Source organism: Streptomyces sp. NPDC001970, from assembly GCF_053594115.1.
Genome location: NZ_JBSFDW010000007.1, coordinates 124,612 through 147,728, shown reverse-complemented (window position 1 = coordinate 147,728; position 23,117 = coordinate 124,612). Strand labels below are relative to the sequence as shown.

At 71.4% G+C, this 23,117-nt stretch carries 19 protein-coding genes and 1 pseudogene; 10 read left to right on the top strand and 10 right to left on the bottom strand.

Annotated features, from left to right (window positions below; all coding sequences use genetic code 11):
* Positions 1–9 precede the first annotated feature (9 nt).
* Together ACWCP0_RS11780 and ACWCP0_RS11775 are read right to left on the bottom strand one after the other, a co-directional pair.
* Positions 10–1,182 carry a YVTN family beta-propeller repeat protein gene (locus ACWCP0_RS11780; protein ID WP_451078663.1) on the bottom strand — a complete coding sequence of 391 codons (1,173 nt, stop codon included), beginning with the start codon at positions 1,180–1,182 and terminating at the stop codon, positions 10–12.
* Positions 1,182–1,982: a polysaccharide deacetylase family protein gene (locus ACWCP0_RS11775; RefSeq protein WP_451078662.1), complete on the bottom strand. Its 801-nt coding sequence runs from the start codon at positions 1,980–1,982 to the stop codon at positions 1,182–1,184. The genes ACWCP0_RS11780 and ACWCP0_RS11775 overlap by 1 nt, the downstream gene beginning before the upstream one ends.
* A gap of 441 nt (positions 1,983–2,423) precedes the next feature.
* Here ACWCP0_RS11775 and ACWCP0_RS11770 point away from each other — a divergent pair, with 441 nt between their 5' ends.
* Positions 2,424–3,500 carry a hypothetical protein gene (locus ACWCP0_RS11770; RefSeq protein WP_451078661.1) on the top strand — a complete coding sequence of 359 codons (1,077 nt, stop codon included), beginning with the start codon at positions 2,424–2,426 and terminating at the stop codon, positions 3,498–3,500.
* 24 nt (positions 3,501–3,524) lie between these two features.
* On the opposite strand, the gene ACWCP0_RS11765 is transcribed toward ACWCP0_RS11770, so the two are convergent.
* The 4 genes from ACWCP0_RS11765 to ACWCP0_RS11750 form a co-directional block, all read right to left on the bottom strand.
* Positions 3,525–4,028: an ATP-binding protein gene (locus tag ACWCP0_RS11765; RefSeq protein WP_451078660.1), complete on the bottom strand. Its 504-nt coding sequence runs from the start codon at positions 4,026–4,028 to the stop codon at positions 3,525–3,527.
* Between the two features lie 273 nt (positions 4,029–4,301).
* A complete protein-coding gene (locus tag ACWCP0_RS11760) occupies positions 4,302–5,069 on the bottom strand; it encodes an enoyl-CoA hydratase/isomerase family protein (RefSeq protein ID WP_451078659.1) in 768 nt (255 codons plus the stop codon).
* Between the two features lie 87 nt (positions 5,070–5,156).
* Entirely contained in the window at positions 5,157–6,407 is a 1,251-nt protein-coding gene (locus ACWCP0_RS11755; protein ID WP_451078658.1) for a L,D-transpeptidase, read from the bottom strand.
* Between the two features lie 200 nt (positions 6,408–6,607).
* Positions 6,608–7,834 carry an Ig-like domain-containing protein gene (locus ACWCP0_RS11750; protein WP_451078657.1) on the bottom strand — a complete coding sequence of 409 codons (1,227 nt, stop codon included), beginning with the start codon at positions 7,832–7,834 and terminating at the stop codon, positions 6,608–6,610.
* Between the two features lie 166 nt (positions 7,835–8,000).
* Here ACWCP0_RS11750 and ACWCP0_RS11745 point away from each other — a divergent pair.
* The 3 genes and pseudogenes from ACWCP0_RS11745 to glgX all read left to right on the top strand — a co-directional run.
* Positions 8,001–8,123, top strand: a pseudogene (locus ACWCP0_RS11745) (helix-turn-helix domain-containing protein); the annotation flags it as partial.
* Positions 8,072–8,581: a zinc ribbon domain-containing protein gene (locus tag ACWCP0_RS11740; RefSeq protein WP_451078656.1), complete on the top strand. Its 510-nt coding sequence runs from the start codon at positions 8,072–8,074 to the stop codon at positions 8,579–8,581. The pseudogene ACWCP0_RS11745 and the gene ACWCP0_RS11740, both read left to right, overlap by 52 nt.
* Positions 8,526–10,817 carry a glycogen debranching protein GlgX gene (glgX, locus tag ACWCP0_RS11735; protein ID WP_451078655.1) on the top strand — a complete coding sequence of 764 codons (2,292 nt, stop codon included), beginning with the start codon at positions 8,526–8,528 and terminating at the stop codon, positions 10,815–10,817. The genes ACWCP0_RS11740 and glgX overlap by 56 nt, the downstream gene beginning before the upstream one ends.
* 107 nt (positions 10,818–10,924) lie before the next feature.
* Here glgX and ACWCP0_RS11730 read toward each other — a convergent pair whose 3' ends face one another.
* Genes ACWCP0_RS11730 through ACWCP0_RS11715 form a run of 4 tightly spaced genes read right to left on the bottom strand, consistent with a single transcriptional unit; the run spans position 10,925 to position 14,474 of the window.
* Complete coding sequence (locus tag ACWCP0_RS11730) at positions 10,925–11,563, bottom strand: response regulator (RefSeq protein ID WP_451078654.1); 639 nt, start codon at positions 11,561–11,563, stop codon at positions 10,925–10,927.
* The gene (locus ACWCP0_RS11725) at positions 11,556–12,794 is read right to left on the bottom strand and encodes a sensor histidine kinase (RefSeq protein WP_451078653.1); all 1,239 of its coding nucleotides are present in this window, start codon (positions 12,792–12,794) and stop codon (positions 11,556–11,558) included. Before ACWCP0_RS11725 ends, ACWCP0_RS11730 begins: the two co-directional genes overlap by 8 nt.
* Positions 12,795–12,826: 32 nt before the next feature.
* Complete coding sequence (locus tag ACWCP0_RS11720; RefSeq protein ID WP_451078652.1) at positions 12,827–13,570, bottom strand: ABC transporter permease; 744 nt, start codon at positions 13,568–13,570, stop codon at positions 12,827–12,829.
* Between the two features lies 1 nt (position 13,571).
* Entirely contained in the window at positions 13,572–14,474 is a 903-nt protein-coding gene (locus ACWCP0_RS11715; RefSeq protein ID WP_451078651.1) for an ATP-binding cassette domain-containing protein, read from the bottom strand.
* Between the two features lie 164 nt (positions 14,475–14,638).
* On the opposite strand from ACWCP0_RS11715, the gene ACWCP0_RS11710 reads away from it, so the two are divergent.
* From ACWCP0_RS11710 to ACWCP0_RS11685, 6 genes are all read left to right on the top strand, one after another.
* Positions 14,639–16,588, top strand: coding sequence for an ABC transporter ATP-binding protein (locus tag ACWCP0_RS11710; protein WP_451078650.1), 1,950 nt, complete (start codon positions 14,639–14,641; stop codon positions 16,586–16,588).
* A complete protein-coding gene (locus ACWCP0_RS11705) occupies positions 16,585–18,498 on the top strand; it encodes an ABC transporter ATP-binding protein (protein WP_451078649.1) in 1,914 nt (637 codons plus the stop codon). Before ACWCP0_RS11710 ends, ACWCP0_RS11705 begins: the two co-directional genes overlap by 4 nt.
* A gap of 3 nt (positions 18,499–18,501) precedes the next feature.
* On the top strand, positions 18,502–19,167 hold the full coding sequence (locus tag ACWCP0_RS11700) for a YncE family protein (protein ID WP_451078648.1): 666 nt from the start codon (positions 18,502–18,504) through the stop codon (positions 19,165–19,167).
* 50 nt (positions 19,168–19,217) lie between these two features.
* On the top strand, positions 19,218–19,943 hold the full coding sequence (locus ACWCP0_RS11695; RefSeq protein WP_451078647.1) for a hypothetical protein: 726 nt from the start codon (positions 19,218–19,220) through the stop codon (positions 19,941–19,943).
* A gap of 413 nt (positions 19,944–20,356) precedes the next feature.
* Positions 20,357–22,387, top strand: coding sequence for a M4 family metallopeptidase (locus tag ACWCP0_RS11690; RefSeq protein WP_451078646.1), 2,031 nt, complete (start codon positions 20,357–20,359; stop codon positions 22,385–22,387).
* A gap of 144 nt (positions 22,388–22,531) precedes the next feature.
* A complete protein-coding gene (locus ACWCP0_RS11685; protein WP_451078645.1) occupies positions 22,532–23,074 on the top strand; it encodes a hypothetical protein in 543 nt (180 codons plus the stop codon).
* Positions 23,075–23,117: the final 43 nt, after the last annotated feature.

The window sequence follows — 23,117 nt, the reverse complement described above, 5'->3', positions numbered from 1 at the left end:
ACGTCCGGGTCAGCGGAACACACCCGTATGGCCGAGCGAGTACCGCCCGGGCTGCGGATAGACCGCGAGGCCGTGCGGGCCTCCGCCGACCGGGATCCGGGCCAGCTGCTCGCCGGTCGTGGTGTCGATGGCGTACACCTCGGAGTGGTAGCGCCCGGACAGCCACAGCACCTTGCCGTCGGCCGAGACGCCGCCCATGTCCGGGGAACCACCGTCGGGGAGCCGCCACTTCTTGGTGAGGTCGTCCGCGGCGAAGTCGAAGATGGAGATGGTGCCTTCGCCGCGGTTGGTGATGTACATCTCCTTGGAGTCACGGCTGATGTAGAGGCCGTGGGCACCCTTGCCGGTGGGCAGCAGGACCGGGGCGGTGAACCGCTCGCCGTCGAGCACCCACACGCCGTGGGCCGTCATGTCGGCGATGTAGAAGGTCTTTCCGTCCGGCGAGATCTTCACGTCCTGCGGCATCGCGCCGTGGAGCGGCAGCTTCTGCTGGGCGACCACCTCCATCCGTTCCGTGTCCACCTTGAGCAGTTCGCCGGAGAACTCGCAGGAGACGATGAAGTACCGGCCGTCGGCGGAGAAGTCGGCGTGGTTGACGCCGTAGCAGGACACCGGCTCGGTCTTGGCGATGGCCATGGTGTGCGGATCGCGGAAGACCAGTTCGCGGTCGAGCGATGCCATGACGACGGCGTACCGGCCGTTGGGCGTGAAGTAGAGGTTGTACGGATCGTGCACGTCGACCGGCTCGCCGGCCCGGCCGGTGGCCGGGTCGATCGGGGTGAGGCTGTGGCCGCGGTTGTTGTTCACCCACAGGGTCTTGAGGTCCCAGGACGGGACGACGTGCTGCGGCTGGACGCCCACCGGGATGGTGTCGACGACCTTGTACGTCTCCGGATCGATGACCGAGACCGTGTTGGAGAGGGTATTGGGGACGTACACCCGCGACGGGAAGTCCGCGACCACGGGCGACAGCCTGCCGGGGCGGTTGGCGGCGTAGACGTCGTTGGGGTCGAGGAGCGGCGGCATGCCGGCCAGCCCGGCCGGCACGGCGGGCGACGTCGACGGGACCGGCGGGGCGAGCTCCGTCTCGCGCCGCTCCGCGGGGCCGGTGCAGGCCGCGGCGAGGACGGCGAGCGCGGCGGCGGCGAGAAGCGCCGTGGATCGCTTGGTGGGGTGCGGCATCAGGTCACCAGCTCCGTGGTCGTCACCGCACGCAGGCCGCGGCGGTCCAGTTCGTCGAGGAGGGCGGGCAGCGCGGCGACCGTGTCCGGGTAGCCGAAGTGCAGGCTCACCACCGAACCGCGCCGGGCCGCGCCGGCGACGGTGTCCGTGATGGCGGGCGCGCCGGGTGCGGTGTGGTCGAGCGAGTCGATGTCGTACGAGAGCGTGTGGGGATAGCCGGCCCGGGCGGCGAGGCGCTGGACGAGCGGGGTGGCGAACCGCGTCCGGGAAGGGCGGAACCAGCTGCCGATCGAGCCGGTCAGCCGCCGCAGCCGCTCCGCGCAGCCGGCGATCTCGGCGTACGCGTCGGACTCGGTCATCGACGAGATGTCGAGGTGTCGCAGCGTGTGGTTGCCGAGCTCGTGACCACCGTCGAGGACGCGCCGGGCGAGGTCCGGGTGCTCGTCCAGCCAGGTGCCGACGGCGAGCACGGTGATCCGGGCGTCCGCCCGCTCGGCCTCGGTGAGCAGGGCCCGGGCGGTGGCGGGGTCGCCCCCGCCGTGGAAGGTGAGGGCGACGGCGGGGCGGTCGCGCGGGCCGTGGGTGATCTCGGCAGGCAGGCCCGGGATGCGGCGGGGGCCGGGCACGGAGGACGACCGGTGCGCGGAGGGCGACGGTGACGCGGCTTCCTCGGGGGCCGCCGGTGGGTTCGGGGCGGGCGGGCGGCCGGTCTCCGTGCATCCGGCGGCGAGGACTCCGGCGAGGGCCGTGCCTGCGTGTGCAGCCGTGCGCAGGGCGTCGCGGCGACCGATCCGATTCACGCGAACACCGTAGGTGCAACAGGGGTCAAAAATACCGATCTGCCCACTTCAGGGCCGCGTCGAGTCGGGACCCACCCAATCGATGGTTCTCCCGACCCAACCCATATCTATTCATTGTTTGCGAGGCTGGTGCTTCATTTCACCTTGGATTCATCTTGGCATTGGGCTGCTAGATACCAATTTGTTCAAGTATGACCCTTTTGCAGTAAGGCCCCCCGTCTGCCATAGTCGATGCCACGACCCCCATCGACCCGGGCCAGGTCGTCCACAGCGGTCGTGGATCACACCCCCCAGTCCACGACCGTACGCATGAAGCCCCCTAGGCGCCGCACGACGGCAACAGGGGGCTTTCGTGCAGGCGCCTCGCGCATCCACCACCTCGACACAAACGTGGCCGGTCCGTGCGTCTTCCGTGACCAGGGCCAGCGATGATCACTCTTTGTGATCAGAGACATCCTCACCATCGTCGGCCTGACCGTCCTCATCTGGGCGGTCTACGACGTCACCCGCAAAACACTGCTCCAGCGCAGGGCCAGGTCCGGTATCGACGCCGCCGCCTATGGGCTCGTACCCCGCGAGGAGCTGGACGCGCGGCGGGCCGGGCCGCCGCGGGAGCACGACGACGAGGTCAGCCGGGTCGTCGAGGCGGCCTGGCAGGGCGCGTGGGAGCCTGCCGCGGCGTACCTCACCGATGCCGGGGAGGACTGGGAGCTGCGCTGGGACCGGCTGCAGCTGCTGGCCGAGGTGGCCGCCGAGGACGAGCAGTGGCTGCGGGCGTGGCGCGCGAACCGGCCGGACGACGCGTCCGCCGTCGCCGTGCACGCGGCGGCACTGCTGGGCCGGGCCTGGGATGCGCGCGGCACCGCATATGCGAACAAGACCTCCGACCAGCAGATGGCGCTGTTCACGGAGCTGCTGCCGACCGCGATGCACGCGGCGCAGGAGGCGGCCCGGATGGCGCCCCGCGACCCGTCCCCCTGGGTCACGATGGTCACCGCCGCGCGGGGACTGAACCTGCCGCACAAGCAGTTCAGGGAACTGTGGGACGAGCTGGTGGCGCGGGCTCCCCATCACTACGACGCGCACTGGCAGGCTCTGCAGTACTGGTGCGAGAAGTGGCACGGCTCGCAGCCCGACATGTTCGCGTTCGCCGAGCGGGCGATGGAGTCGGCCCTGCCCGGCAGCCTGCTGCCCGCCATGTATCTGCACGCTCTGGACGAGGCGGCGCGACAGCGGGGCAACGCGGTGTACCAGGGCCGCAAGGTGCGGACCAAGGTCACCGAGGTGCGGCAGCGGCTGGCGCAGGTTTCGGCCGACGACCGCGGGCTTCCCGGTGTGCGGCATCTGCTGGCGGCGGCGCTGGTCAAGGGCGGTCGCCATACGGAGGCACTGGAGCAGTTCCGGCTGATCGGACGCTGGTGCGGGGCCGATCCCTGGGCACGCAGCGCCGATCCCGCAAGGGAATTCGACCACTGGCGCACCGTCGCGGCGCTGGGGGCAGGACGGCCGGGCCGATGAGCTCGCGCGCCGCCCGGGCCTGACTCAGCGGTCGGAGACGCGCATCTCGAACCAGGTCGTCTTGCCGCGTGGCAGCAGATCGACGCCCCAGCGGTCGGAGAGCTTGTCGACCAGGAAGAGACCACGACCACTGGTGTCCAGCTCGTGCACCGGCATCAGACACGGCAGCCCGCGCGAGGGGTCGCGCACCTCGACGCGGATCCAGCCGCGCCGGCGCAGCAGCCGCAGCCCGAAGACCCGTGCGCCGGTGTGCCGCACCGCGTTGCCGACGAGCTCGGAGACGAGCAGGATCGCATGCTCGGCGACCTGCGGGGAGAGCGCCCACTGACGCAGCACCACACACTGCGTCAGCCTGCGGGCGGTGGCCGCGGACTCGGGGCGGGACGGCAGCCGGACCTCCTCGTCCGTCGGATTCCCGAACAACTCGAGCGCCCTGAGCGCCTGTTCGTCCTCGACGGCCGGCATCGACCGCGCAGCGGTCACACTTCCGCGCTGCCGCGGTTGCTCCGTACCCTCCAGCCCCGCCATGCCCCCATCATGGCCGCCCAGAGCACCTCGCGTGACCGTTCCGGAGGAATCGGTACCCCGGAATCTATGATTCCGGGGTACCGGTTTGGCATATGCCAGCGGCAGATCAGGGCCCTCCATAGTCCACCTGACCTGCGGTGACGCACCGCTTACGAATGATCGCCAAGCGCAGCGGGCAGGGGTGCCTTAGGGTTCTCTTAAGGTTCGCTTAAGCCACCCACCGGGTTGACGCAAAGGCCCGACGTGTCCAACCGGGCCCGCATCAGGGTGACTTCAGAGGAACTTCGCCTTCCCAGGACCCTCCTCGACGAAGCTGCGCATCCCGCGCTCGCGGTCCTCGGTCGCGAACAGCCCCGCGAACCAGTTCCGTTCGATCGCCAGACCCGTGTCGATGTCCGTCTCCAGGCCCGCGTCGACGGACTCCTTCGCCGCACGCAGCGCGAGCGCCGGCCCCTGCGCCAGCTTCGCCGCCCAGGCGTGCGCCTGCTCGTACACCTCGGCGGCGGGCACGACCCGGTCGACCAGGCCGATTGCCAGCGCCTCGTCGGCCTTCACATGCCGCCCCGTGAAGATGAGGTCCTTGGCCTTGGACGGGCCGACCAGCCGGGCGAGCCGCTGGGTGCCACCCGCGCCCGGGATCAGCCCGAGCAGGATCTCCGGCTGGCCCAGCTTGGCGTTGTCGGCGGCGATCCGGTAGTCGGCGCAGAGCGCCAGTTCGCAGCCACCACCCAGGGCGTAGCCGGTGACGGCGGCGACCACGGGCTTGGGGATACGGGCGACGGCGGTGAACGAGTCCTGCAGGGCCCGGGACCGCTTGACCATCGCGGCGTGGTCCATCACCTGCATCTCCTTGATGTCCGCGCCGGCCGCGAACACCTTCTCGCCGCCGTACAGGATCACGGCCCGCACGTCGTCGCGGTCCGTCGCCTCGACGGCGAGCTCGCGCAGCCGGTCCTGGGTGGCGATGTCGAGGGCATTCATCGGGGGGCGGTCGAGGCGGATGGTGCCGACGCCTTCGGAGACTTCGAGAGAAACGGTCATGGCGAGCAGGTTAGTCGCCGTTAACGACGGGGGGCCCGGTGCTGTCCGTCACAGCACCGGGCCCGTTCACGCGTACGTCCGTACGTCCTACTTGGTCCACTCCGCCCAGGACATGTTCCAGCCGTTCAGGCCGTTGTCCGGGGCGATCTGCTTGTCCTTGGAGTTCTTCACGACCACGACGTCGCCGATGATCGAGTTGCTGTACATCCAGGCCGCCGGGGCGTTCTTGTCCCAGCCGCCGCGCACGTCCCGCAGCCCCACACAGCCGTGGCTGACGTTCGCCGAGCCGAAGGTGCCGGACGAGGCCCAGTAGTTGCCGTGGATGAAGGTGCCGGAGGTGGACAGGCGCATCGCGTGCGGCACGTCCTTGATGTCGTACTCGCCGCCGAAGCCCACGGTGGCGCCGTTCATCCGGGTCACCCTGTACTTCTCGCTGATGACCATCTGGCCGTTGTACGTCGTCGTCGACGGGGCGCCCGCGGTGATCGGGACGGTCTTGATGAGCTTGCCGTCCCGCACGACCTTCATGGTGTGGGCCTTGGCGTCCACGGTGGAGACCTGGCTGCGGCCGATGGTGAAGGAGTACGACTTGGCCTGCTTGCCGTACACCCCGGGCCGGCCCTCGACGCCGTCCAGGTTGAGCTTGACCGTCACCTTCGTACCCGCCGCCCAGTACTTCTCCGGGCGGAAGTCGAGCCGGTCGTTGCCGAACCAGTGGCCCTCGACCGGGACCGACGGCTCAGCGGTCACCTCGATGGCGTTCTCGACGGCCTCGGGGTTGGTGATGCCACGGGTGAAGTTGATGGAGACCGGCATGCCGACGCCGACAGTGGAGCCGGCCTCGGGCGTGTAGTGGCCGACGAAGGTGTTCTTCGGGACGAGGGTGGTGAAGGTGGTGTCCTTCGCGGACTCACGGCCCTCCGCGTCCTTGGCGACCGCGTGCACCTTGTACTTGGTGGCCGCGGCGAGGTGCGCCAGCGGCTCCCAGGCGGCGCCGTCCGCGGCCAGCTTGCCCTCGACCTTGTTGCCCTTGTCGTCCTGGACGGTGACCGCGGTCAGCTTCCCCTTGTCGGCCGTCACCTTGAGGGCGCCGCTGGTGGCGACCGAGGACGCACCGTCCTTGGGGGCGATGGTCACGACCGCCTGCGAGGCGGTGGTGCCGACCTTGCCGCTGTCCTTTTTGCCCTTGTCGTCGCTGCCCTTGTCGGAGTCCCCGCCCCCGCATGCCGCCACCAGAAGCAGCAACGCCCCCAGTACCAGGGCCAGCACACCCCTGCTGCCGCGTCCGCGTCCACCGCGTATCCCGGCCGATGCCCCCGATATCGGCTGCCCGTTCACGATTGGCTTTCTCCCCTCGCACGGCCTGGCCCCGCCACGGCCCGTGGAGCCCGGCGCATGACCGGGCCACTACCCCCACGCGCGCTCCCTGCGCGCCTGGCGTTAGATAATCACACCGCGAGCCGTGGTAACTCCCCACGGATGTCACCGTTCAGTCCCAACATGTCCAGGACCGGTGCGGACCATGCAGGTCAGCGGGGTCAGCTCAGCGCCGAACCGGCTTTCCACTCCTCCCAGTCCATGTTCCAGCCGCTCAGGCCGTTCCAGGGATCGACCATCCGGTCAGGGGAATTGACCACTTCCACGATGTCCCCGATCAGCGTCCGGTCGAAGAACCACCCGGCCGGGGCGTCCTGGCTGCCGCCCTGCACATCGCGCAGTCCGACACAGCCGTGGCTGACGTTCTTACGACCGAAGACGGATTCGTCCGCCCAGTAGTTCCCGTGCAGGAAGGTGCCCGAGGTGGTGAGCCGGATCGCGTGCGGCACGTCCTTGATGTCGTACTCGCTCTTGCCCTTCTTGTTCCGGAAGCCGACGGTGGCCCCGTTCATCCGGGTCACGTCGAACATCTCGCTGACCACCATCTTGCCGTTGTACGTGGTCGTCTTCCTCGCCCCGGCCGTGATCGGCAGGGTCGCCAGCAGCTTGCCGTCTCGGCGTACCTCCATCGTGTGGTTGCGCGCATCGACCGTGGAGATCTGCGAGCGGCCCACGGTGAAGGTGATGGTCTTGCGCTGGATGCCGAACACGCCCGGCGCGCCCTCCACATCGCGCAGCCGCAGATCGACGGTGACCTTGGCACCCGGCTTCCAGTAGTCGCGCGGGCGGAAGTCGAGCCGCTGCCCGTCGAACCAGTGACCGACGACCTCCACCGGCGGATCGGCCTTGATGCCGATGGCGCGCTGGACGGCCGCCCGGTTCTCGATCCGCCGGTTGAAGACGAACGAGACGATCATTCCGGTGCCCACGGTGGAGCGGTTCTCCGGATTGAAGTAGCCGATGAAGTGGCGCTCGGGAACCAGGGTCGTGAAGGTCGTGTGCCGGGCCGAGCGGCGGCCGTGGGAGTCGAGAGCGATCGCGTCGACCCGGTACTTGGCCGCCAGCGCGAGGCGGGTGCCGGGGTCGGGCCGCCAGCTCAGCCCGTCCACCGAGATCCTGCCGGGAATCTCGACCGGCTGGGCGTCCTCGATCTGGGTGACCTTGACCCGCTCCAGCCGCCCGCTCGGCAGCTTCACCTCCAGCTTCCCGTCGGCCGCGACGCGCTTCGTGCCGTCTTCGGGGGTGATCCTGATGGCGTCGTTGCCCGACCGCGGCTTGCCGCTGAGGTCCAGCCCACCGCCGGTGCAGCCGGTCAGCCCGGCCAGCAGTCCTGTCCAGACGAGGGCGGCGGCCAGTGTGGCCTTCGTCCGCTTCACCGCGTTGCTCACAGGGTCCACCTCGTGGGGTCGCAGAGACACAGCTCGTCCCACCCAACGACCGCCCCCCTCGTAGGGGTACGTGAGCGTGCGTCATCGAGCCCTCTGGAGGACATCCTCGGTCTCGGGCATCAGCAACAGCCCGCGGTCGCTCACAAGTGTGTGAGCATGACCGCATGTGAAGCGGGCGTTCAGGTACCGCTTCTACCCGACTCCAGCGCAGGCCGCTGAGCTTGCCCGGACATTCGGGTGCGTGCGGAAGGTCTACAACATGGCGCTCGCCGCCCGTACGGAGGCGTGGGCGTAGACCGCTTGTTCCCCTCGTCCAAGCTGTGCTCCCACTGCGGCACCCTCGCGGAGGCTATGACGCTGAACGTCCGCACCTGCACGTGCGACAGCTGCGGCACGACCCACGACCGGGACGTGAACTCAGCGAACAACCTTCTGGCCGCCGGGCCGGCGGTGACAGTCTGTGGAGCCGGTGTAGACCTCAACGGAGAACTCCGCGCGGGCGGTCGGCGACGAAGCAGAAAGCCTCACAGCGCGAGCCGTGAGAATCCTCCTCATCAACGAGGGGGAGAAGTCAAGTTGGGAGTAGCACAGCGCGGGCAGAACAGGTGGGAGGACCACGCTCGGAGAGCAGCGGCCGGGACGCCGCGTGCCCACAGCGGGAGTGGCCCGACGAGCCGCGGGAGGCCGACACGTGTCGAGCGCAGCCGAGCAGGAGGCAGTGCGGGAAGGGGGGCTGCCGTCCCCTGAAGTGGGGCGGCGCCCCGCGCTGAACGGACGGCGCAGGGAGGCCGGCGTCCAGGGGCAGGGCCCCGAGGTCTGGCCGGGGGCGCCGACGCCGCTGGGTGCCCGCTTCCGGGTGGGGCCCGACGGGGTCGCGGGCACCAACTTCGCGCTGTGGGCGGGCGGGGCGGAAGCGGTCGAGCTGTGCCTGTTCGACGAGGGGGGCGTCGAGACCCGGGCGCCACTGACCGAACTGACGCACGAGATCTGGCACGGCTTCGTACCCGGCGTACGGCCCGGGCAGCGGTACGGCTTCCGGGTGCACGGCCGCTGGGACCCGTGGACCGGCGCCCGCTGGAACCCCGCGAAGCTGCTCCTCGACCCGTACGCTCGGGCCGTCGACGGCGACTTCACGCTGCCACCCGAGGTGTACGGGCATGTGCGCGACTGGCCGCAGCAGCATGTCGCCGACACCGTGCGCGACGACCGGGACTCGGCACCCTTCGTCCCGAAGGGCGTCGTCGTCCACGACGACGCGCCCGACGACGAGTGGGCCGACGACCGGCGGCCCAAGACTCCGTGGGCCGACTCGGTCATCTACGAGCTGCACGTGCGCGGCTTCACGAAACTGCACCCGGACGTCCCCGAGGAGCTGCGAGGTACGTACGCGGGCCTCGCGCACCCGGCCGCGATCGGCCATCTCGTACGCCTCGGGGTCACGGCGGTCGAGCTGCTGCCGGTCCATCAGTTCGCCCACGAGGACCATCTGCTGCGGCGCAGGCTGAAGAACTACTGGGGCTACAACTCGATCGGCTACTTCGCGCCGCACGCGGCCTACAGCGCGTCGGGGACGGCCGGGCAGCAGGTCGGCGAGTTCAAGCGGATGGTGCGGGCGCTGCACGCGGCGGGCATCGAGGTCATCCTCGACGTCGTCTACAACCACACGGCGGAGGCCGGCGAGCTGGGCCCGACGCTGTCGCTGCGGGGCATCGACAACCGCGGCTACTACCGCCTCCAGTCCGACGCCCGCCGGTACGCCGACTACACCGGCTGCGGGAACACGCTGCACGTCGTCCAGCCCCATGTCCTGCGGCTGATCACCGACTCGCTGCGCTACTGGGTCACCGAGATGGGCGTCGACGGCTTCCGCTTCGACCTCGCAGCGGCGCTCGCCCGTTCGATGCACGACGTCGACATGCTCTCGCCCTTCCTCGCGGTGATCGCCCAGGACCCGGTGCTGCGCCGCGTGAAGCTGATCGCCGAGCCGTGGGACGTGGGCAACGGGGGCTACCAGGTCGGTGCGTTCCCGCCGCTGTGGACGGAGTGGAACGACCGCTACCGGGATGCCGTGAGGGACTTCTGGCGCGGCGCGCTGCCCGATGTACGGGACCTCGGCTACCGGCTCTCCGGCTCCAGCGACCTGTACGCCTGGGGCGGGCGGCGGCCGTACGCGTCGGTCAACTTCATCACCGCCCACGACGGCTTCACCCTGCGCGACCTGGTCTCCTACGAGCGCAAGCACAACGAGGCGAACGGCGAGGGCAACAGGGACGGCACGAACGACAACCGGGCCTGGAACTGCGGCGTCGAGGGCGAGACGGACGACCCGCGGATCAACGCGCTGCGGCGCCGGCAGATCCGCAATCTCCTGACGACGCTGCTGCTGTCCACCGGCGTGCCGATGCTCGTCGCGGGCGACGAGATGGGCCGTACGCAGGGCGGCAACAACAACGCGTACTGCCAGGACAACGAGGTCGGCTGGCTCGACTGGTCGCTGCTCGGCCGGCCGGGGCCGAGCGGGCTGCTGACGCTGACGTCCCGGCTGCTGGCGCTGCGCAGCGCGCATCCGGTCCTGCGGCGCAGAGCGTTCTTCTCCGGGCGCCCGCAGACGGCCGACGGGCTGCGGGACCTGGCGTGGTTCACCCCTCGGGGTGCGGAGATGACCGAGCAGGACTGGTACGCGCCGGCGTCGACGGTCGCGCTCTATCTCTCGGGCCGGGACATCCCGGGCCGGGACGCGCGGGGGGCACAGGTCACGGACGACAGCTTTCTGACGGTGCTGCACGCGGGGAGCAGGCCGGTGCCGTTCCGGCTGCCGGGTCCGCCGTGGGCGGAGGCGTACGAGCTGGTCGTGGACACCTCGCTGGAGGACCAGTCGACCGTGCCGGGCACGCTGCACCGGGGCGGCGAGACGGTGACGGTGCCGGCGCGGGCGGTGTGGCTGCTGCGGGTGTGCGACGCGCCGGAACCGCGCGAGCGGTGACCGCGCGAGCGGCCGCATCCGGGGAGGTGCCTCGCGCGGGCGGCCCGGCGGACGCGTCGGCGTAGGCCGGCCCCTGCCCGCGGGGGCGGGCGCGCCCGCGTGCCCGGTCAGCCCAGGATCCCCCGGTCGTAGCCGGCCGCAACGGCCGCCGCGCGGTCCTTGACCGCCAGCTTGGCGTAGATGTGGGTGAGATGGGTCTTCACCGTGGCCTCGCTGATGAACAGTTCGGCGGCGATCTCCCGGTTCGAGGTGCCCCTGGCGACCAGGGCGAGGACCTCGCGTTCCCGGGCGCTGAGGGGTTCGTCGCGCGGGGCCGGGTTGCGGACGCGGGAGACCAGTCGGGAGGCGACCGCCGGGGAGAGGACCGTACGTCCGTCGGCGGCTGCCCGGACCGCGGTGAACAGCTCCTCGCGCGGGGCGTCCTTGAGGAGATAGCCGGTCGCGCCCGCCTCGATCGCGGGGATGGTGTCCGCGTCGGTGTCGTACGTGGTGAGGACGAGGACCCTGGCGCGGGCGCCGCGGCGGGCGAGTTCCGCGATGGCCTCGACCCCGCCGCCGCCGGGCATCCGCAGGTCCATGAGGACGACATCGGGATCGAGCCGTTCGGCGAGCGCGACCCCTGCGGCGCCGTCGGCGGCCTCGCCGAGCACGGCGAATCCGGGCGCCGACTCGAACATGCCGCGCAGCCCGTCCCGTACGACGGGATGGTCGTCGACGATCAGCACGGAGATGGTCCGGTCAGCCATGGCGCACCAACGGTACGCGAGCCGAGACCGCCGTACCGCCGCCCGGCTCGGATTCGACGGTGACCGAGCCGGCGATGCGGGCGGCGCGGGCGCGCATACCGTCCAGGCCGAAACCGCTCGTGCCGGTGCGGGCGGGCAGGGCACGGGGATCGAAGCCGCGCCCGTCGTCGCGCACGTCGAGCGTCACTTCGTCGCCCATGTACGACAGGGTCACCCCGGCCCGGTCCGCGCGGGCGTGCCGGTCGGTGTTGGCGAGCGCTTCCTGCGCGATCCGCAGCAGTGTCGCGGCGACCTCGTCGTGCAGGGGCTCCACGGCCCCGGTGAGGATGAAACGGGACGCCACCCCGCTGCGCTCCGACCATTCGGCGACGGTCTTCTCCAGCGCCACGGGCAGCTCGTCGTGGGCGAGGGCGGACGGGGCGAGGTTCTGCACCGAACGGCGGGCCTCGCCGAGGCTGTGCCGGGCGAGGGCGGCGGCCCGCTCCGCGTGCGTGCGGGCGACGTGCGGGTCATCGGTGCCGGTGACCACCTGCAGTTGGGCGATGATGCCGGTCAGTCCCTGCGCGAGGGTGTCGTGGATCTCGGCGGCGAGCCGGCGCCTTTCGTCGGCGACGCCCGCCTCCCGGGCCTGGACGACGAGCTGGGCGTGCAGCCCCGCGTTCTCCTCCAGGGCCTGCTCCAGACGGGCGTTGATGCGCTCCAGCTCGGTGATGGTGGCGGCCTTCTGCTGCGCGCTCTCGGCCTCCTCCACCGCGATCCGGGCGAAGACGAGCGAAAGACAGGCGTTGAGGGCGAACAGCGCGCCGAACGCGACCCAGTTCATCGCCGACGCCGGCGGGAGCCCGCCGGACTGCGAGCCCGCCATCGTCACGGCGGTGGCGACAAGCCCGGCGCGGACCCAGCGGCGCGGCAGCAGGATGCCGGCGTCGAAGTAGCCGAGAACGGCGTAGACGGCGAAGAACGGGTTGAGCCAGGTGAGCGCGAACGCGAGGACGGTACGGACGGCGTAGTAGATCCGCGCGGGTACGGCGAACTCGGGCGTCCCGGGCCGGGTTCGGCTCCACCACAGCTCCAGGGCGAGTGCCACCGGCAGCAGGACGAGTGCCACGTACCGTTCGGTGCCGGGCGTCAGCGACGGCGCGGTCGCGGCCGCGATCGGGGCGGAGAGGCCGAGCAGGGCGTACGGACCGTGGCGGAGGAACTGTTCCCAGCGCTGTTCGGCGGTGGTCATGCGCCCAGTGTCCCCCGTGTGCCGGGGAAGGCTCACTCCCACCGGAACCAGCGGACCGCGACACCGGTCAGCAGCGCCGTCCACAGCGCGGTGACCCCGATGGCGGTCCAGCTCGGCCAGCCGCCCGCCGCCGCCCGGTCCAGTGCCTCGGACGCCGCGCCGAACGGGGTGAACCGGACGATGTCCCGGAGCATGTCGGGCATGGCCTGCACCGGCACCCACACCCCGGCGGTGAACATCGCCGGGAAGAAGACGACAGAGCCGATCGCCGTCGCGATCTTCTGCGTGCGGGAGACCGCGCAGACGGTCGCGCCGAGCGCGAGCGCCCCTGCCGTGGTGAGGACGAGGCCGAGGAGGTAGCCGCCGGGCTGCCCGGGCAGGGCCACGCCGAAAGCGATCCGCCCCACGGCGACGGCGAGCAGCGCCGAGACCAGCGCGGCGGCTCCGTGGAGCACGAGCTGCGCGGTGAGCAGCGCGGCCGGCCGCACCGGTGTGACCGACATCCGGCGCAGGATGCCGCGTTCCCGGTAGCCGGTGAGGACGGGCGGCATGGCCTGCAGACCGGCCATGATCATGGCGAGGAGCACGGCGACGGGGACGTACAGATCGACCACGCGGCGGCCGCCGATGTCGTCGGAAGCCTCCCGGAAGGAGGGGATGAGGCCGATGACCGTGAGCAGGACGGAGGGGAAGACGAGGATCCAGAAGAGGCTGCCGGGTTCACGGGTGAAGAGCCGGGTCTCGGCCCTCAGGACGGCGGTTGCGGGGGACGGCATGTCAGGCCTTCTCCTCAGTGAGGTCGAGGAACGCGTCGTCGAGCGTGGCCTCGGTGACGCGCAGCTGATGGGCGGTGATGCGGTGGCGCGCAAGGAGCGTGATCACGGCGTTCGCGGTCTCGTCGGTGCCGTGGACGACCACCCGGCCGGCCCTGGTCTCGACGTCGGCCGCCTGGGGCAGCGCGGCCAGCTCGCGTGCGTCGAGCGGCTGTGACGGGGTGAAGGAGATGACGGTGGCGCCGCTGGTGCGCCGGATCAGTCCCGTCGGGGTGTCGAGCGCGGCGATCCTGCCCTTGTCGATGACGGCGATCCGGTCGCAGAGCCGCTGTGCCTCCTCCATGAAGTGGGTGACGAGAAGGACGGTGACGCCGCCGGCCCGGACCTCCTCGATCAGGCTCCAGGTGTCGCGGCGGGCGCGGGGGTCGAGTCCGGTGGTGAGCTCGTCGAGGACGACGACGCGCGGGTTGCCGATCAGCGCGAGCGCGATGAACAGCCGCTGCTTCTGGCCGCCTGAAAGCTTGGCGAAGCAGGTGGTGAGCTTCTCGGTGAGGCCGAGCCGTTCCGCGAGGGGCCGCCAGTCGGCGGGCTGCGGGTAGAACGCGGCGTACAGCTCCAGGGCCTCGCGCACCGTCAGCTTCGGCTGCAGTTCGCTCTCCTGGAGCTGCGCGCCGAGGAGGCGTGTGACGCGGTCGTGGTCGGCCGCCGGGTCGAGTCCGGCGACGCGGACGGTGCCCGCGTCGGGCAGCCGCAGCCCCTCGACGCATTCGACGGTCGTGGTCTTGCCCGCGCCGTTGGGGCCGAGGATCCCGAAGATCTCGCCCTCCTCGACGCCGAAGGTCACCCCGTCCACGGCCGCCCGGCCGCCGTAGGACTTGCGCAGTCCGTTCACTTCGACAATCGCCATGCGTACGAGAGTGCGGTGAGGCGCCCCGGCGCGGTATCGCCCGACGCGCTCGAAGGCGCATCAGCCGATCGGTTGACGGACTCGTACGACCCTCGCCGCCGTGGCCACGGTCGCCGAAAAACTCGGTGGGCCGGTGTCAGTGGTGAACCGTAGGCTCGCCCCTGATGCCCAGAACAGATTCAGTCACCAAGGATGACCGGTCAGCCGTTCGCTCGCTGCTGCGGCTCTGGCCCTATGTTCGGCCCGTGCGGGCCCGGCTGTTCACGGCGGCGTTCGTCGCCGTCGTCGCCTCCTGTCTGAGCCTGGTGATCCCCCTGGTCCTGAAGTGGATGGTGGACGGGCCGGTCGCGGAGCGGGACACCGGCGGGGTGTGGCTCGGGGCGCTGTATCTCCTGCTGCTCGGCATCGCGGAGGCGGTGCTGTTCGGGTACCGGCGCTGGCTGGTGGCGCGACCGCTGGCCGGGGTCGAGGCCGCGATGCGGGCGGATCTGTTCCGGCATCTGCAGCGGCTTCCGGTGGCGTTCCACGACCGGTGGGCGTCGGGGCAGCTGCTGTCGCGCGGGACGACAGATCTGATGCTCCTGCGGATGTTCCTCGCGTTTCCGCTGACGTTCCTGCTGGTCAATGGCGTGACGATCCTCGTCGGCGCGGGGATCATGCTGGCCCAGCAGTGGACGCTCGGGCTGATCCTGCTGGCGCCGGTCGCTCCGCTCGTGTTCGTGATCGCCAGGTTCGAGGCGCGCTACTCGACGGTCGCGCGGACGGCACAGGACCAGGTCGGCGATCTGACGACGGTCGTCGAGGAGAGCGTGCTCGGCATCCGCATCATCAAGGGATTCGGCCGCCACCGCAGCCAGGCGAAGGCCTTCCGCGCACTGACCGAGCGGCTGCGCGGCACGGAGCTGGTCAAGGCCCGGCTGCTCGCGGGCATCTTCGGCATCATCATGATCGTCCCCGAACTCGCGATCGGTGCGGCGCTGGTCGCCGGCACGATGCAGGTGGCGGACGGAAGCCTGTCGGCCGGCACGCTCGTCGCCTTCCTCTCGACGGCCCTTGCCCTGCGCTGGCCGGTGGACGCGATGGGGTTCCTGCTCGCGATGAGCCAGGAGGCGGCGACGGCGACGGACCGGTACTTCGAGGTCCTGGACGCGGAAGAGGAACGGGAGGAGGGCGGGCCCTCCTCCCGGATCCACCCCCACGGGGGCGCGGACGACGGGCCCGCACCCAGCGGGAGTGCGGGTGGCGAGGCTTCTGCCCGAGGCCGGCCGGCCGCCGTGGACGGCAACGATTCGGCGTCGACCTCCCGCGACAGCGAGCGCAACCGGCTCGAGCCAGGGGCTGCCGAAGGAATTCATGGCGGGGCGAGCGAAGGGTTGGTGTTCGAGGGGGTCGAATTCCGCTACCCGGACGCCGAGGCGCACTCCGTGCCCGTACTGCAGCGGATCGATCTGCACATCCGCCCCGGAGAGACCATGGCCCTCGTCGGGGGCACGGGCAGCGGCAAGACGACGCTGACGGCGCTCGTACCTCGGCTGTACGAGGTGACCGGCGGGCGGATCACGCTGGACGGGCGGGACATCGCCGCGATGCCCCGCGAGGAGCTGCGCCTGCTGGTGTCGATGGCGTTCGAGGAGCCGACGCTCTTCTCGGCGAGCGTCGGGGAGAACGTGCGGATGGGCGCCGAGAGCTCCGGGGAAGAGGAGGTGCGGCGGGCGCTGGAGGTCGCCCAGGCCGGGTTCGTGTCGACGCTGCCGCAGGGCGTCCACACCCAGGTCGGGGAGCAGGGCCTCAGCCTCTCCGGCGGTCAGCGGCAGCGGCTCGCACTCGCCCGCGCGGTCGTCGGACGGCCGCGGTTCCTGGTGCTCGACGACCCGCTGTCCGCGCTCGACGTGCACACGGAAGCGCTCGTGGAGGCCGCGCTGCGTCGTGTCCTGGAGGACACCACCGCCCTCGTCGTGGCGCACCGGCCGTCCACGGTCCTGCTCGCCGACCGGGTCGCACTGCTGTCGGGCGGCCGTATCGCCGCCGTCGGCACCCATCACGAACTGCTGCGGGACAACACCGAGTACGCCTGGCTGATGTCGGGCAGTCATGCCGAGGAGCGAGCCCGATGACGCCATCGACGGCCACGACGCCGCAGCCGGACGCCGAGGACACCGCGGCCGGCGGTTCCGCCGAGGACGCCCGTGCGGACGCGGGGAGCACCGGCGCGCGACCTACGGACACGGGAGGCGATCCCTTCGACCGGGACGCGCTCCCTGCTGCCGACGGCGCCACGGGAGCGCTGCTGCGGTCCCTGCTGGCACCCCGCCGCGCCCGCGTCGTCCTCGCCGCGCTCCTCCTGCTCCTGCAGCAGGCCGCCGCGCAGGCGGGCCCGCTGCTCGTCGCGTACGCCATCGACAGCGGCGTGCCCGCGCTGCGCCGCGGCGACCACGGGCCGCTCGTGGTGGTCGGCGCGGGGTACGCGGTGTGCGCGATCGCGTCCGGCACGTTCCAGTACGCCTTCATCCGCGCCGCCGCCCGCGTCAACCAGGACGTCCTGCTCGATCTGCGCGGCCGTATCTTCCGGCACGCCCAGGCGCTCAGCGTGGACTTCCACGAGCGGTACACCTCGGGGCGGCTGATCTCCCGTTCCACCACGGATGTCGAGTCGCTGCGCGAACTCCTCAGCGAGGGGCTCCAGGAGCTCATCGCCGTGATCCTCGCCTTCGTCTACATCTCGGCGATGCTGCTCTGGCTGGATCCGGGCATCGGCGGACTCGCCGTCCTCAGTTTCGTGCCGCTGTACCTGCTCGTACGGCTCTACCAGCGCCGCGCGGGCGTCGTGTTCGCCGAGCGGTCCACCGCGATCGCCGCCGTCATCGTGAAGTTCGCGGAGACGATGAACGGTATCCGGCCGGTGCGCGCCTTCCGCCGTGAGCGCGCGAACGACGAGCTCTTCCGGACGCTGAACGACCGGCACGCCCGCAGCAACGGCGACGCGCTGCTGGAGATGGCCCGCTATGTCGTCGGTTCCCGTCTGGTGGCCAACACCGCCGTCGCCGGGATCGTGCTGTGGGGCGCGTACCGGGTGACCGAGGGGACGCTGGCGCTCGGCGTGCTCGCGGCCGCTGTGCTGTATCTGCGGCGGCTGTACGACCCGATCGACCGGCTCGGCATGTTCCTCAACTCGTACCAGTCGGCGGGCGCGTCTCTGGAGAAGATCGCCGGCCTGCTGGCGCAGACGCCGTCCGTGCCGGAGTCCGACCGCCCCGCACGGCTGCGCGCACGCTCCGACGCCGCCGGCCCCGGGCGGGAGGTGGTGTTCGAGGACGTCCGGTTCGCCTACCGCACCGGCGGCGAGGTGCTCCCCCGCTTCGGTCTGACGATCCCGGCAGGCCAGACGGTCGCGGTCGTCGGCTCGACCGGCGCGGGCAAGTCCACGCTCGCGAAGCTGCTGGCCCGCTTCTACGACCCGACGGACGGGCGCGTCCTGCTCGACGGTGTCGACCTGCGCGAGCTGGCCACGCCCGAACTGCGGCGCGGGGTGGTGATGGTGACCCAGGAGGCGTTCCTGTTCTCCGGCACGGTCGCGGAGAACATCGCGATCGGGCGGCCCGACGCGACCCGTGAGGACATCGAGCAGGCCGCGAAGGCGATCGGCGCGCACGACTTCATCTGCGGCCTGCCGGACGGCTACGACACGGACGTGCGCAAACGCGGCGGCCGGATCTCGGCGGGCCAGCGCCAGCTCGTCGCGTTCGCCCGGGCGCTGCTCGCCGACCCGGCGGTGCTGATCCTCGACGAGGCGACGAGCTCGCTGGACATTCCGGGTGAGCGCGCGGTGCAGCGGGCGATGGACACGGTGCTGCGCGGCCGTACGGCGGTGGTCATCGCCCACCGGCTGTCGACGGTGGAGATCGCCGACCGGGTGCTGGTGATGGAGCACGGCCGGATCGTGGAGGACGGCACTCCGGCCGAACTCACCCGTGGCGCGGGGCGGTTCGCGGGACTGCACCGGGCGTGGCAGGAGAGCCTGGTCTGACGGGTGACCGCCGCGCCGGCCCGTGCGGGTGGAGGGCTCGCGATCGCCGCGGGCGGTTTCCGGATCCACGTCACCAATCTCACCTCGGACGACGTATCGGTGATCGACATCCGCTCCGGCAGGGTGATCGACACCGTCGAGGTCGGCGACGAGCCCGCTGGGGTGACGGTGCTTCCGGACGGCCGCCAGGTCTACGTCCCCAACCTCGGCTCCGGCGATGTGCCGGTGATCGACACCCGCTCCGGCAGGGTGATCGACACCGTCGAGGTCGGCGACGAGCCCGCTGGGGTGACGGTGCTTCCGGACGGCCGCCGGGTCTACGTCCCCAACCTCGGCTCCGGCGATGTGCCGGTGATCGACACCCGCACCAACAGGGTGATCGACACCGTGGACGTCGGCGACGGGCCCAACGGCATCGCCGTCACTCCGGACGGTGCGCGCGTCTTCGTCACCGACTTCGACGGGGACGATGTGTCCGTGATCGACACCCGCGGCGACGCGGTCGTCGACGTCGGCGACGGACCGACCGGCGTGGCGATCACCCCCGCGAAGAGGCAGGGAATCCGGTGGAGCGTCCGGCAGACCTCTCTCCTCCCGGGGGATTTCAGGATGCACGCGTGCTGCACACCGATGGGACGGGAACGCGAGGGCGAGGGCGCGTCCGCCTGACCGCCACCGGCCCGACGGGCAGTCGCCCGTGGTGTGGTGAGGTGGGGACCATGACGACGAGCGACGCGATCGTGGTGCCGGGGCTGTTCGTGGGCTATCCCGGAGTCGCCTTCGGCGGCTATGTGGCGGGGGTGCTCGCGGAGCGGTCCGGTGCGAAGACGGTACGGGTGGACTTCCGCGGGCCGGTGCCGGTGGAGGTGCCCGTGCGGATCGCCGGAACGGTGGGCGGTGGCGCGGAGTTGAGAGAGGGCGCGCGTCCGCTGGCGACGGCGGTCCCCGCCGAGCTGCGGGTCGACGCGCCCGGCGCGCCGTCGTGGGGCGAGGCGGTGGCCGCGGCCGAGGCGTTCCGGTCGGCGCCGCCCGCCGGTCTCGTCGACTGCTTCGGGTGCGGCCTCGACCGTACGCCCGACCGCGGTCTGCGCCAGCACTGCACGCCCGTTCCCGGCCGGGCACTGGTGGCCTGCGGCTGGGTGCCGGACCCCGAGCTCGCCGACGCGGCAGGGCTCCTGCCGCCCGAGCTGGTGTGGGGCGCGCTGGACTGCCCCGGCAACTGGGCGGGCCGTCTGCTCGGCACCCAGCGCCCGGGCGCCGTCACCGCCGCCCTCACCGGGACGCTGCTGCGCCCCGTGACCGCGGGCGAGCCGCACATCTCGTACGCCTGGCTCCAGGACGAGTCGGGCCGCAAGCACACGATGGGCGTCGCCCTGGCCTCGGCGGACGGTGAACTGTGCGCCCTCGCCGAGGCGTTGTGGGTGGACCCCAGGCCCACGGCCTGATCCGGCCCGCCCGGCCGGACCGCGCGCCCCGGGACACGGGCCGTCGACCGACGGGCGGACGGCACGGATCGAGTCACGGTCCGCAGCGGTCCTCTCGGGTGGCGCGTACCCTCTGCCCACTTCTCCGTCCGACCGGGACGACGCCGTTCCGGATCCCGGCGCGCCCTTCGCCTTCAGGCCCTCCTGCCTCCTCGATGGCGTCGCGGTGATGATCGGCGAAACGTCCGCTTAACGAACATGACTTTTCGGGGAACGGACGGTTTCCGGCCAACTTGTTGACGCGCCCCTGACATAGGCGCTCATTGCTGCCACTCTTCCCACGATCCCCGCACCACATGCTCCGCACCCGCTCCGTCGCTCTGCCCGGGTGGCCCACCCAGCTGCCCGTAACCCCCCTCGCAGAAGGAGTCCGCGTGAGACCCACCCCCAGACGTCGCCGTCGTGCCACCGCGACCGGTGCTCTGCTCGCAGCCGCGGCCATGCTCGCCGTCGGAGTCCAGTCCGGTTCCGCCACCGCGGCCGACGACGCCCCGGCCGCCGCACCGAAGAACCAGGCCGCAACGGCCGCCGACCCGGGCGCGCTGCCCGCGCAGCTCAGCCCCGCGCAGCGGGCCGAGCTGATACGCGAGGCCAACGCCACGAAGGCCGCCACCGCTGCCGAACTCGGCCTCGGCGCCAAGGAGAAGCTCGTCGTCCGCGATGTCGTCCAGGACCGGGACGGCACCACGCACACCCGCTACGAGCGCACCTACGCGGGCCTGCCCGTGCTCGGCGGTGACCTGGTCGTCGCCGAGACGAAGGCCGGGAGGACCGAGTCCGTCACCAAGGCATCCCCCGCCGCGCTCGAGAACGTCGACACCGGTGCCGACGTCGCCCCCGCCGCCGCCGAGCAGCAGGCGGTCGCCGCCGCCAGGGCCGAGGGCTCGAAGAAGAGCGCCGCCGACCGGGCCCCGCGCAAGGTGGTCTGGATGGCCCAGGGCAGGCCGACGCTCGCGTACGAGACCGTCGTCGGAGGCCTCCAGCACGACGGCACCCCGAACGAGCTGCACGTCGTCACCGACGCCACCACCGGCAAGAAGCTCTACGAGTGGCAGGCGATCCACAACGGCACCGGCAACACCATGTACAGCGGCCAGGTCACGCTCGGCACCGCGCCGTCGTACACCCTGACCGACACCGGCCGCGGCAACCACAAGACGTACAACCTCAACCGCGGCACCTCCGGCACCGGCACGCTCTTCTCCGGTTCCGACGACACCTGGGGCGACGGCACCCCGCAGAACCTGGAGACCGCGGGCGCCGACGCACACTACGGCGCGGCCCTCACCTGGGACTACTACAAGAACGTGCACGGCCGCAGCGGTATACGCGGCGACGGCGTCGGCGCGTACTCCCGCGTCCACTACGGCAACGCGTACGTCAACGCCTTCTGGTCCGACAGCTGCTTCTGCATGACCTACGGAGACGGCTCCGGCAACACCAAGCCGCTCACCTCCATCGACGTGGCCGCGCACGAAATGACGCACGGCGTCACCTCCAACACCGCCGGCCTGGTCTACAGCGGCGAGTCGGGCGGCCTCAACGAGGCGACGTCCGACATCTTCGCGGCGGCCGTCGAGTTCTACGCCAACAACCCCCAGGACGCCGGCGACTACCTCGTCGGCGAGAAGATCGACATCCGGGGCAACGGCACCCCGCTGCGCTACATGGACAAGCCGAGCAAGGACGGCTCCTCCAAGGACGCGTGGTATTCGGGCATCGGCAGCATCGACGTGCACTACTCGTCCGGCCCGGCGAACCACTGGTACTACCTGCTCTCCGAGGGCAGCGGCGCCAAGACCGTCAACGGCGTGAACTACGACTCGCCGACGTCGGACGGTCTGCCGGTCACCGGCATCGGCCGTGACAAGGCCTCGCTGATCTGGTTCAAGGCGCTGACGACGAAGTTCAACTCGAGCACGAACTACGCGGGCGCGCGCACCGGCACGCTCGCTGTCGCGAGCGAGCTGTACGGGGCGAGCAGCGCCGAGTACAAGGCCGTCGCGGACGCCTGGGCCGGGGTCAACGTCGGCTCCCGGCCCGGCGGCGACACGGGCACGTCGTTCGAGAACGCCGCGGACGTCGCGATCCCGGACAACGGCGCGGCGGTCACGTCATCGGTCACCGTCTCGGGCCGCACCGGCAATGCGCCGGCCACGCTCAAGGTCGGCGTCGACATCGTCCACACCTGGCGCGGTGACCTGGTCATCGATCTGCTGGCCCCGGACGGCACGGCCTACCGCCTGAAGAACTCCAGCGGCAGCGACTCCGCGGACAACGTCGTGGAGACGTACACGGTGAACGCGTCGAGCGAGGTCGCGAACGGCGTGTGGAAGCTGAAGGTCCAGGATGTGGCGGCGCTGGACACCGGGTACATCAACAGTTTCAAGCTGACGTTCCCGTAAGGCGCACGCGTCACCACGGGCCGCCCTGGGGGATGGAGACGCTCTCCCAGGGCGGCCGCACGTGTCTTCCGGCCCTCCGCCAGGTTTGCGGGTCTGCTGCCAGGACCCGTCGGCGTTCTGCGCGCCGACGGTGACGCCGCGCCGATGGTGCCGGCGGGCGAGACGGTCGAGGACGTGGTGGCGCGGGCGAGGGCCTCGGTGATGGCGGTGGAGCCGGCCCAGGACGGGACGCCTGCAGGGACTGTGCCGGACATGGTGGACCGGGCCGTCCACCGCGTCGTGCAGGAAGCGCTCACCAATGCCGCCCGGACGCTGGACGGCCCGCCCGACGGCTCGCCGCCCGAACCGCCGGGGACGGACGCGTGCGTGTACTACCGGACGACCGACCATGCGCTGTACCCGGTCTACCGGCTGTGCTTCGACAGCGGCCGGCTCACCACGAAGGACGTGCTCGACCGGCTCTCGCCGGGGCCGGGTCCGGGATCCGGGCGTGGGTGCGGGTCTCCCACGCCAGACGGCGGTTCTCCGTGCCCTGAGAGGCCGGTGCGCCCCCGAACCGTGGGCGGAGGCGGGAACGTGACGCCGTCCGTGGAACCCGGAGCTCGACCGGCTCTCGCGGGGGCCGGGTTCGGGATCCGGGCGTGGGTGCGGGTCTCCCACGCCAGACGGCGGTTCTCCGTGCCCTGAGAGGCCGGTGCGCCCCCGAACCGTGGGCGGAGGCGGGAACGTG